Raw genomic sequence first — 9,821 nt, forward strand, 5'->3', positions numbered from 1 at the left:
TCGCTGAACGGTTCGTCGGCGCCCGCGGTGTCGTGCTGGTGAATCCCGAACAGGGTGCCGCCGTCGAGCAGCCACACCAGGTGGTGGAAACCGGCGTCGGTGCGTTCGTCGAGCACCGGATCGGCGTCCAGGAGTGCGCGGTACCACGGCCCGCTGACGGCGAGGTCACGCACCGTGACCGCGACATGGTTGAGTGCCGGAAATGCCATGATTGCCTCCGATTTCAGACGACGCGCAGACCCCGATTGTGCCTGGCCCGCATGTCCCACAGGTAGAGCTGATAGCCGAACCGCCAGACCTCGCGCGGTATCACCCGATCGGCGATCCGCAGTCCGGTGAGCAGCCACTCGAACCGGCGTTGCTGCTCGGGCGTCCAGGGCAGCTTCATCTGGCCGCGGAACTGCTCGGGCAGAAAGCCGGTGGTAGCGAACAGATTGAACCGTCCGGCCAGCAGCCGCAGCGGTGCGGGTAGGAACGCCATCGCGGCGACCCCGTGCAGGTGCTCGCGTACCGGTGGGTCGATCCGCAGATCCCGCATCGACTGCTGCCAGTAGGCGTCGAACGCGGCCCGGTCGGCGGGCCACATGTCGTCGCGGACCTGCAGGGTGGTGCCGAGGGTGCGGGCATCGGCGTAGACCGCATCGGCCGAGGCCCCGTCGAGTGGACCGTAGAGGAATTCGTGCATATCGACGTAGTAGCGGTACAGGCAGGCCGCCACCCACAGCTGCAGACGTGGATCAAACGCGTTGTAGGACACCGCGCTCGACGGGGTGGAGCGCACCATGGCGTGTACCCGGTCGACCTGCTCGCGGATCAGGGCCCGGTCGGCATCGGTGCCGAGCGTTGCCGCGGCCAGATAGGTTCCGGTGGTGCGGGCCCGCTTGAACGGGTGTTTGTACACGTTGCCGCTGTCCACCGGGCTTTCGAGCACCCCGTACCCGACGCCCGGCGCGGACAGCTGCATGATCACATTGGCCGCTGGCAGCAGCGCCGCCGCCGGGTTGAGCAGATCGGTTACCCGCCGCGGCCGCCGTGGGGGACCCAACCTCATACCTTCGAGTAGACCATCTCCCGCGGCGTCGCCAAAGGGGTGGTACCGCCTTGGCAGCTCAGCGGCGCCGGCCGTAGCGGTCGGCGAGTTTCTCCTCCGGCGTGAGCTCGGCCGCGGGGCGGGCCGGTTTGGCCGCCCGCTCCCGCCTGCGTTGGCTGATCTCGGCGTATACGAAATAACCCAGCCCGATCGGTGCCACGATGCCGAAGGCGATCCACTGGATGCCGTAGGACAGGAACGGCCCGGCATCGAGGCGGGGCAGTGGGATCACCCCGAGTCCGCCGGGCTGATCGTCCACCAGCTGCAGATACGAACCGGCCAGCGGCACCCCGGTCACCGACGCGATCTGGCTGGTGCTGATCGAATACACCTGCTGCACACCGTCGGTGCGGAACGGCTCCTTGCCCGTGGCGACCGCCTCGGAGTCGCGCAGCCGTGCCGTGACCGTCACCGACCCGGTCGGTGGCGCGTCGATCGGCGGAACCCCCGACCCCTGGACCGGGCGCACATAGCCGCGGTCGACGAGCAGCACCGGGCCGCCGTCGACGGCGAACGGGGTCAGCACCTCGAACGCCGGATCGCTGTCGATGACCCGCAACCGGGCCAGCACCTGGGCCTCGGGAAGGTAGTGTCCGGTCGCGGTCACCCGACGCCACTGGTCATCGGGTGCAGCCGAATCCTGTTGTGGCAGCACGCTGGTCACCGGGACCGGGTCGGCGGTCAGCGAATCGGTGATCTGGTTGTTCTCCCGCGAGGTCTTGGTGTTCTTGCCGAGCTGCCACGGCGCCAGCACGGTGAAACACAGGTAGGCGAAGGCGATCACCACCACGATCAGGGCCAGCCACTGTGGCCGGAGCAGAAAGGTCAAGCGCCGCATCGGACTACGACCCCTCGAGGATTCCCCGCGCGGCCAGCGCCTCGTCGACCCAGTCGTGCAGGCCGGGCAGGGCCGCCTCGATCACGGTGAACACGTCCTCGAAATCGTCGTGGGTGCCGTAATAGGGATCCTCGACGTCGGATGCGTGGGCGCCCGACCGCGGGTCGAACGACCGCAGCATCCGCAGCCGGTCGGATTCGACACCGAGATCGCGCAGAATCCGGACGTGGTTGCGGCCCAGCGCGATCACCAGATCCGCGGCCAGGTGGTCGTCGTCGAGCTGGGCGGCGCGGTGGCTGGTCGGGTAGCCGTGCCCGGCCAGCACCTGGCACGCGCGCCGGTCGGCGCCCTCACCGGTGTGCCAACTTCCGGTACCCGCGCTGCTCACCCGGACCGCACCGCCCAGTCCGCGCTCGCCGATCTGATGGGCGAACATCTTCTCCGCCATCGGCGACCGGCAGATGTTGCCCGAACAGACGAATGTGACGTGCAACGGGTCAGACACCGAGCACCCCGCGCAGCGCCTCGACGGTGGCCACATGGGTCGGGGTGGTACCGGGCGTCGGCCCGGCGAAATCCGCGCCGCCGTAGCCCCAGCCCACCACCACAGTGTCGATGCCGTGTTCGGCGGCGCCCTCGACATCGTGTATCCGGTCGCCGACCATGAGGACCCGCTCGGGCAGCGGACTCAGTGCGGCCAGGGCCCGGGCCACCACGTCGGCCTTGCTCGCGCGGGTGCCGTCCGGACTGGCGCCCGCGATCACGTCGAAGTAGCCGGCCATGCCGAAGTGCTCCAGGATGCGCTGCGCGGTCGGCTCGGCCTTCGAGGTGGCCACCGCGAGCCGGACCCCGGCCGAGTGCAGATCGGCCAGCAGCGCGGGAATGCCGTCGAACAGGCTGTTCATCGCCCAGCCGCGGCTCGTGTAATCGGCGCGGTAGGCGGCGACCGCGGCGTCGGCCCGGTCTCCGAGGCCCATCGCGTGCAGGGTGTGGTGCATCGGCGGGCCCACGATGCGCCCGGCCAGGTCCCCGTCCGGTACGGCCGCACCGATCTCGGTCAGCGCATGGCGGAAACTGGCCACGATTCCGGCCGCCGAGTCGGTCAGGGTGCCGTCGAGGTCGAACAGCACCAGTTGCGGTCGGGTGAGCTCCAGCGTGTCGGTCACGTGCCCATTCTCCCCGATCGCGGTCGCGGCCCCGTCGATGCCCGCCCGGCCGGCCCGTGGTGACCATTACTGTCGTGCTGTGCCGAGCCCAACCTTCGGCCGGACCCGTGCCGGCGCCCGCTACCACGGAGACCAGGCCGCATTGCCGGGCATGCTGGACTTCGCGGTCAACGTCCGCGCCGGCGCACCGCCGGCCTGGCTGACCGAACGGCTGGCCGCCCGGCTGTCTGACCTGGGGCGATACCCCAGCGCTGCGGACCATCGGCGCGCCGTGACGGCCGTCGCGGCGCGGCACGGCCGCGATGAGAACCAGGTGGCGCTGCTGGCCGGTGGGGCCGAGGGATTTTCCCTGGTGGCGGCGCTTGCGCCGCGGCTCGCGGCGCTGGTCGCCCCGTCGTTCACCGAACCGGAGGCCGTCCTGACCACGGCCGGGGTACCGGTGCACCACGCGGTGCTGGCGCCGCCGTACACGCTGGCGGGTGTCGCGGTACCCGACGAGGCCGATCTGGTGATCGTGGGCAACCCGACCAATCCGACCGGTGTGCTGCACACCCGCGACGACATCCTGGCGCTGCGCAGGCCGGGCCGGCTGGTGGTGGTCGACGAGGCGTTCGCCGATGCGATTCCTGGCGAAGGGCAGTCGCTGGCCGGTGCCGCGCCGCCCGACGTGCTGGTGCTGCGCAGCCTCACCAAGACCTGGTCGCTGGCCGGCTTGCGGGTCGGGTACGCGCTGGGCGCCCCGCAGCTGCTCGACCGGCTCGTCGCACCGCGGCCGCACTGGCCGTTGGGCACCCTGCAACTGGAGGCCATCGCCGCCGTCAGCACCCCCGAGGCGGTCGTCGAGGCCGAGGCCGGCGCGCACCGGCTGGCCGCCCTGCGGGCCGAGATGGCCGCGGCGCTGGACGTGCTCGGCGTCGACGTGGTGGCCGGGGCGGCGCCGTTCGTCCTGTTCGGCGTACCCGACGCCGAGTTGACGCGAAAACATCTGGAAACCAAGGGCATTGCGGTCCGCCGCTGCGATACCTTCGTGGGCCTGCACCCAAACCACCTGCGGGCCGCGGTGCGTGCGGAGTGGCCGGTGCTCATCGAGGCGTTGACGGAGGTGCTGCCATGAGCGTGAAACTGGCCGACATCATCGCCGTGCTCGACGCGGCCTACCCGCAGGGGCTGGCGCAGGACTGGGATTCGGTCGGCCTGGTGTGCGGGGACCCCGACGAGCCGATCGAATCGGTGACCGTCGCGGTCGACGCCACCGAAGGCGTGATCGCCGAGGTCGGCGACCGCGGGCTGCTGCTGGCCCACCACCCACTGCTGCTGCGTGGGGTCGACACCGTCGCGGCCGACACCGCCAAGGGCGCCCTGATCCATCGGCTGATCCGGACCGGCCGGGCGTTGTTCACCGCCCACACCAACGCCGACTCGGCGGCGCCGGGGGTATCCGATGCGTTGGCCCAGGCCATCGGGCTGCGGGTCGAGGGTGTGCTGTCACCGGTGGCGGCGGGCCCGGATCTGGACAAGTGGGTGGTGTTCGTGCCGGGCGCCGACGCCGGAGCCGTGCGGGCGGCCCTGTTCGCCGCGGGTGCCGGGCGCATCGGCGACTACTCACAGTGCAGTTGGAGCGTTGCCGGCACCGGTCAGTTCCTGCCGCACGACGGGGCGTCGCCGGCCATCGGTGCGGTGGGCAGCGTCGAACAGGTGGCCGAGGACCGGGTCGAGGTGATCGCGCTCGCGCGGCTGCGCGCGGGGATCCTGGCCGCCATGCGCGCCGCACACCCCTATGAGGAGCCGGCGTTCGACATCATCGCGTTGGCGCCGATCCCCGGCGATGTCGGCATCGGCCGGGTCGGGGCACTGGACCGGCCGGAACCGCTGTCGGCGTTCGTTTCCCGGGTGGGTGCGGCGCTGCCCGCGACGTCCTGGGGGGTGCGGGCCAGCGGTGAATCCGAGGCCATGGTGTCGCGGGTGGCGGTATGCGGGGGAGCGGGGGATTCACTGCTTGGCGCGGTGTCGGGCGCCGGGGTGCAGGCCTATGTGACCGCCGACCTGCGCCACCACCCCGCCGATGAGCACCGCCGGGCCTCGGAGGTGGCGCTGGTCGACGTGGCACACTGGGCCAGCGAGTTCCCGTGGTGCGCGCAGGCGGCCGATGTGTTGCGCGGTCAATTCGGTGACGCGCTGCCGGTGCGGGTCAGCACCGTGCGCACCGATCCGTGGAACATCGAGACTCGAGGGTAGGGAGCTCCCGAAAATATGAAAGCCGAAGTAGCCCAACAACGGTCATTGCTCGAACTGACCGAGGTGGACGCCGAGCTCGGGCGCATCGAGCACCGGGCCAAGCATCTGGCCGAGCAGCAGGCGCTCGACGAGGCCCAGGCCGAACACGGCGCCGCCAACGATCAGCTGGCCGCGCTCGGAATCGCCCTGGAGGATCTTGGCGCACAGGTGGCCAAGTTCGAGACCGAGATCGACGGGGTGCGCCAGCGCGAGGACCGCGACCGGGCGTTGCTCGACGGCGGCACCGTCGGGGCCAAGCAGGTCACCGACATCCAGCACGAGCTGGAAACCCTGCAGCGGCGTCAGACCAGCCTGGAGGACTCCCTGCTCGAGGTGATGGAGCGTCGCGAGGAACTGCTCGGCCAGCAGGCCGATGCGCTGGGCCGCATCGACGAACTGCAGATCAGGCTGAGCGAGGCGCAGCAGGCCAGGGACGCCGCGCTGGTCACCATCGACCAGTCGCGCCACCAGTGCGGGGCCCGGCGCGATGCGCTGGTGGCCGAGATCGACGCCGAACTGGTCGGGCTCTACGAGCGGCAGCGGACCCGCGGTGGCGCCGGCGCCGGACTGCTGCAGGGCCGCCGCTGCGGGGCGTGCCGGATCGAGATCGACCGCGGCGAGATCGCCCGGATCGCGGCGGCCGCCGACGACGATGTGCTGCGCTGCCCGGAATGCGGCGCGATCCTGTTGCGGGTCACGCCGTGAAGGTGCTCGTCGAGGCCGACGGCGGATCACGGGGCAATCCGGGCCCTGCGGGATACGGCGCGGTGGTGTTCACCGCGGATCACGGCACCGTGCTCGCCGAGCGCAAGGAATCCATCGGCCGGGCCACCAACAACGTCGCGGAGTACCACGGCCTGATCGCCGGCCTGGAGGCGGCCACCGCGCAGGGGGCGGCCGAGGTCGCGGTGTCGATGGACTCCAAGTTGGTGATCGAACAGATGTCGGGCCGCTGGCGGGTCAAGCACCCCGACCTGGTCGAGCTGCAGCGCCGGGCCGCGGCGCTGGCGGCAGGCTTCGACCGGATCAGCTACGGCTGGATTCCGCGGGCCCGCAACAGCCACGCCGACCGGCTGGCGAACGAGGCCATGGATGCCGCCGCCGAGGCGGACGACGGGCCCGCCGTCGAGAAGCCCGTCGTCGAAAAACCCACCGCCCCGGGGTGGACCGGCGCGGTCGGCGCACCCACCCGGTTTCTGCTGCTGCGTCACGGCCAGACCGAGTTGTCGGTGCACCGGCGCTATTCGGGCCGGGGCAACCCGGCGCTGACCGAGGAGGGCCTGCGCCAGGCCGATGCCGCCGCGCGCTATCTCGGCCAGCAGCACGGCGGCGTGGCCGCGGTCGTCACCTCACCGCTGCAGCGGGCCTATGACACCGCCGCCGCCGCGGCGAAGGCGCTCGGTCTCGACGTCACGGTCGACGAGGATCTGATCGAGACGGATTTCGGTGCGTGGGAAGGGTTGACGTTCGCCGAGGCGGCGCAGCGCGATCCGGAACTGCACCGGCGCTGGCTGCGCGACACCAGTGTCGAGCCGCCGGACGGGGAGAGCTTCGACGCCGTCACCCAGCGGGTGCGCCGGGCCCGCGACCGGATCATCGCCGAACACGGTGCGGCGACCGTGCTGGTGGTCTCGCATGTCACGCCGATCAAGACGCTACTGCGGCTGGCGCTGGACGCCGGCGAGGGCATCCTGTACCGGCTGCACCTGGATCTGGCCTCGCTGTCGATCGCGGAGTTCTATGCCGACGGCGGATCCTCGGTGCGGCTGGTGAATCAGACCGCCTATCTGTAGCTCAGGTGTGCAGGTGGAGTTGTTCACCGTGGGCACCGAAGATCGTGATCGCCTCGACCGGGCCGTCGACGACCCCGAACCAGTGCGGCGTCCAGGTCGAGAACTCCACGGCCTCACCGGGTTTGACGACGAAGTCTTGCTCGCCGAGGATCAGCCGCAGCTGCCCGGACAGCACGTACATCCAGTCCCGGCCCTCGTGCACCGGAAACTCGGCCGGTGGTTTGCGGCGCCGCGCACTGATCCGGATCTTGAACGCGTGCAGGCCGCCGGCCGGTCCGCTGCGGGTGAGCGGCCAGAAGGTGATGTCGTGATGGGTGTGTGAGCTGCCCCTGACCCGCGGATCCTCGACCTCGGGTGTGCGCAGCAGCTCGTCGGTGCTCACCGACAGGGCCGTCGCCAGCCGGGGCAGGTGATCGAGGGCGAGCCTGCGTTTACCGGACTCCAGCCGGCTCAACGTCGACACGTCGATCTGGGCGCGGGTCGCGACATCCTCCAGGGTGAGGCCGCGCTCGTTTCTCAGCTCGCGCAGCCGCCGCCGGACCAGGGCGTCGACATCGACCTCCGTGGTCGTTCTTGCCTGCATGGCAAATCAGCTTGGCAGTTTCCCGATCGGTCGGCAAGCTCGATGCCATGGACAACATATGGGACAGCATCATCGTCGGCGGCGGCGCGGCGGGCCTGAGCGCGGCCCTCGTGCTGGGCCGGGCGCGGCGCCGGGTACTGCTCGTCGACGCCGGTGAGCCGAGCAACCTGGCCGCATCCGGTATCGGTGGCCTGCTCGGCAGCGACGGCCGGGCGCCCGCCGATTTCTACGCGGCGGGCCGCGCGGAACTGGCGGCGTATCCGACCGTCGAGCTGCGCAGCGGTGAAATCGTGTCCGGTGAGCCGGGTTTCGAGCTCGAACTGGCGGACGGGACCAGGGAGCGGGCCAGGACCGTGCTGCTGGCCGCGGGCATGGAGTACCGGACGCCCAACCTTCCCGGACTCGAAACACTGTGGGGCCGTTCGGTGTTCCACTGCCCCTTCTGCCACGGGTGGGAGGTGCGCGACGCTCCGGTCGCGGTGGTCGCCAACGGCGAGCGCGCGGTGCATTCCGCGCTGCTGATGCGGGGCTGGACCGATGACCTGGTGGTGCTCACCGACGGTGCCGGTGAGCTGGACGAAGCGCAGCTCAAACAACTCGACGCGGCGGGCATCGGTGTCGATGACCGGCCGATCGCCCGATTCGTCGCGCAGGACCGGGAACTGACGGCCGTGGAGTTCACCGACGGCACCCGGCTGGAGCGGCGCGCGGCACTCGTGGCCAGCACGCTGCACCAGCGTTCACCGCTGGCCGGTGCGCTGGGCGCCGTCTCGGCGCCGGGACCGATCGCCGTCGACGCTCTGGTGGTCGACGGATTCGGGCGCACCTCGGTGCCAGGGCTGTTCGCCGCCGGCGATCTGAGCGGCCAGATGCCCCAGGTGGCGGCCGCGATCGCCTCGGGCAGCCAGGCCGGCGCCGCGGTGGTGCAGAGCCTGCTCGCCGAGGATGTCGGACTTCCGGTGCCGCCGTGGCCGTCCCATGCGGCCGTCACCAGCCAGTACTGGGAACGCCACTACGGGCAGCGCGGCCGGATTTGGAGTGGGCGGGTGAACGCGGCCCTGGCGAATGTGGCCGCCGATCTGACCGCGGGCCGGGCGCTCGACCTCGGCTGCGGCGAGGGCGGCGACGCGGTCTGGCTCGCCGAAAACGGTTGGCAGGTGACGGCAGCCGACGTCTCGGAGACCGCACTGCAGCGCGCCGCCGGGGAGGCGCGCACACGTGGCGTGTCCGAGCGGATCAACTTCGAGCGCCATGACTTCGCCGAGAGCCTGCCCGAGGGCCGCTTCGATCTGGTCTCGGCGCAGTTTCTGCAGTCGCCGATCTTCCTGGATCGGACGGATCTGTTGCGCCGCGCGGCCGAGGCCGTGGCAGCGGGTGGGCTGCTGGTCGTCGTCGACCATGGGGCGGCGCCGCCGTGGGCCCCCGAACACGTCCGGAAGTTCGCGTTCCCCGGTGCCGACGAGGTGCTGGCCGCGCTCGCTCTGTCCGACGCGGACTGGGAGAAGGTCCGGGTCGGGCAGGACGAACGGGAGGCGACCGGGCCGGACGGGCAGTCCGGCACCCTGATCGACAATGTGATCGTGCTGCGCCGGCTGCGGTAGACGCGGCTTGTCGTACCCTTCTGGCATAGTCGCCCGTATGTTCGATGTGGCGGGTTTGGCGCAGGTCAGCCCGGGCGATGACGAGGCGCAGCTGGTGGCCCGGATCGCCGAGTTGGAGCGGGCGAAGGCGGCCGCGGCGGCCGGGCAGGCCCGGTGTGCGGCCTTGTTGGAGGCCAAGCGGCGCGCACAGGAGACCGCGGCGGGGGTGCCCGCGGCGAAGCGGGGGCGCGGGGTGGCCTCGGAGGTGGCGTTGGCCCGGCGTGAGGCCCCGACGGTGGGGGGCCGGCATCTGGGGTTCGCCAAGGCCCTGGTGTACGAGATGCCCCATACGTTGGCGGCACTGGAGTGCGGGGCGCTCTCGGAGTGGCGGGCCACGGTGATCGTGCGGGAATCGGCCTGTCTGCAGGTGGAGGATCGGCGCACGCTGGATGCCGAGATGTGTGCCGAGCTGGCCGAACTCGACGGGATGGGGGACG

11 protein-coding genes and 1 pseudogene are annotated in these 9,821 nt (G+C 71.2%); 6 read left to right on the forward strand and 6 right to left on the reverse strand.

Annotated elements, in window-relative coordinates; genetic code table 11:
- The 5 genes from ACWDTP_RS34360 to ACWDTP_RS34380 form a co-directional block, all read right to left on the reverse strand.
- The coding region (locus ACWDTP_RS34360) for a VOC family protein (RefSeq protein ID WP_450027693.1) at positions 1-209 on the reverse strand (209 nt) is incomplete at its 3' end.
- A 14-nt stretch (positions 210-223) separates the two neighbouring features.
- Complete coding sequence (locus ACWDTP_RS34365; protein ID WP_450027694.1) at positions 224-1,051, reverse strand: oxygenase MpaB family protein; 828 nt, start codon at positions 1,049-1,051, stop codon at positions 224-226.
- A gap of 58 nt (positions 1,052-1,109) precedes the next feature.
- The gene (locus tag ACWDTP_RS34370) at positions 1,110-1,928 is read right to left on the reverse strand and encodes an SURF1 family cytochrome oxidase biogenesis protein (protein WP_450027695.1); all 819 of its coding nucleotides are present in this window, start codon (positions 1,926-1,928) and stop codon (positions 1,110-1,112) included.
- A 4-nt stretch (positions 1,929-1,932) separates the two neighbouring features.
- Entirely contained in the window at positions 1,933-2,433 is a 501-nt protein-coding gene (locus ACWDTP_RS34375) for a low molecular weight protein-tyrosine-phosphatase (RefSeq protein ID WP_450027696.1), read from the reverse strand.
- On the reverse strand, positions 2,426-3,094 hold the full coding sequence (locus tag ACWDTP_RS34380; protein ID WP_450027697.1) for an HAD-IA family hydrolase: 669 nt from the start codon (positions 3,092-3,094) through the stop codon (positions 2,426-2,428). The genes ACWDTP_RS34375 and ACWDTP_RS34380 overlap by 8 nt, the downstream gene beginning before the upstream one ends.
- Positions 3,095-3,173: 79 nt before the next feature.
- On the opposite strand from ACWDTP_RS34380, the gene cobC reads away from it, so the two are divergent.
- From cobC to ACWDTP_RS34400, 4 genes are read left to right on the forward strand one after another with little or no spacing between them, the layout of a single operon-like run.
- The gene (cobC, locus tag ACWDTP_RS34385; RefSeq protein ID WP_450027698.1) at positions 3,174-4,208 is read left to right on the forward strand and encodes an Rv2231c family pyridoxal phosphate-dependent protein CobC; all 1,035 of its coding nucleotides are present in this window, start codon (positions 3,174-3,176) and stop codon (positions 4,206-4,208) included.
- A complete protein-coding gene (locus ACWDTP_RS34390; RefSeq protein WP_450027699.1) occupies positions 4,205-5,329 on the forward strand; it encodes a Nif3-like dinuclear metal center hexameric protein in 1,125 nt (374 codons plus the stop codon). Before cobC ends, ACWDTP_RS34390 begins: the two co-directional genes overlap by 4 nt.
- A 15-nt stretch (positions 5,330-5,344) precedes the next feature.
- A complete protein-coding gene (locus ACWDTP_RS34395) occupies positions 5,345-6,073 on the forward strand; it encodes a zinc ribbon domain-containing protein (protein ID WP_450027700.1) in 729 nt (242 codons plus the stop codon).
- A complete protein-coding gene (locus ACWDTP_RS34400; protein ID WP_450027701.1) occupies positions 6,070-7,161 on the forward strand; it encodes a bifunctional RNase H/acid phosphatase in 1,092 nt (363 codons plus the stop codon). The genes ACWDTP_RS34395 and ACWDTP_RS34400 overlap by 4 nt, the downstream gene beginning before the upstream one ends.
- 1 nt (position 7,162) lies before the next feature.
- On the opposite strand, the gene ACWDTP_RS34405 is transcribed toward ACWDTP_RS34400, so the two are convergent.
- Complete coding sequence (locus tag ACWDTP_RS34405; RefSeq protein ID WP_450027702.1) at positions 7,163-7,744, reverse strand: helix-turn-helix domain-containing protein; 582 nt, start codon at positions 7,742-7,744, stop codon at positions 7,163-7,165.
- Positions 7,745-7,791: 47 nt separating this feature from the next.
- Here ACWDTP_RS34405 and ACWDTP_RS34410 point away from each other — a divergent pair, with 47 nt between their 5' ends.
- Positions 7,792-9,345, forward strand: a complete 1,554-nt coding sequence (locus ACWDTP_RS34410) for an FAD-dependent oxidoreductase (protein ID WP_450027703.1) — start codon at positions 7,792-7,794, stop codon at positions 9,343-9,345.
- 37 nt (positions 9,346-9,382) lie between these two features.
- A pseudogene (locus ACWDTP_RS34415) lies at positions 9,383-9,821 on the forward strand (HNH endonuclease); the annotation flags it as partial.

It is taken from the genome of Mycobacterium sp. NPDC003449 (assembly GCF_053588415.1).

Excerpts from the sequence above, each read along its gene's own strand:
- ACWDTP_RS34365 (WP_450027694.1), bottom strand. The coding sequence starts at position 1,051 with ATGAGGTTGGGTCCCCCACGGCGGCCGCGGCGGGTAACCGATCTGCTC.
- ACWDTP_RS34370 (WP_450027695.1), bottom strand. The coding sequence starts at position 1,928 with ATGCGGCGCTTGACCTTTCTGCTCCGGCCACAGTGGCTGGCCCTGATC.
- ACWDTP_RS34390 (WP_450027699.1), top strand. The coding sequence starts at position 4,205 with ATGAGCGTGAAACTGGCCGACATCATCGCCGTGCTCGACGCGGCCTAC.
- ACWDTP_RS34395 (WP_450027700.1), top strand. The coding sequence starts at position 5,345 with ATGAAAGCCGAAGTAGCCCAACAACGGTCATTGCTCGAACTGACCGAG.
- ACWDTP_RS34405 (WP_450027702.1), bottom strand. The coding sequence starts at position 7,744 with ATGCAGGCAAGAACGACCACGGAGGTCGATGTCGACGCCCTGGTCCGG.
- ACWDTP_RS34410 (WP_450027703.1), top strand. The coding sequence starts at position 7,792 with ATGGACAACATATGGGACAGCATCATCGTCGGCGGCGGCGCGGCGGGC.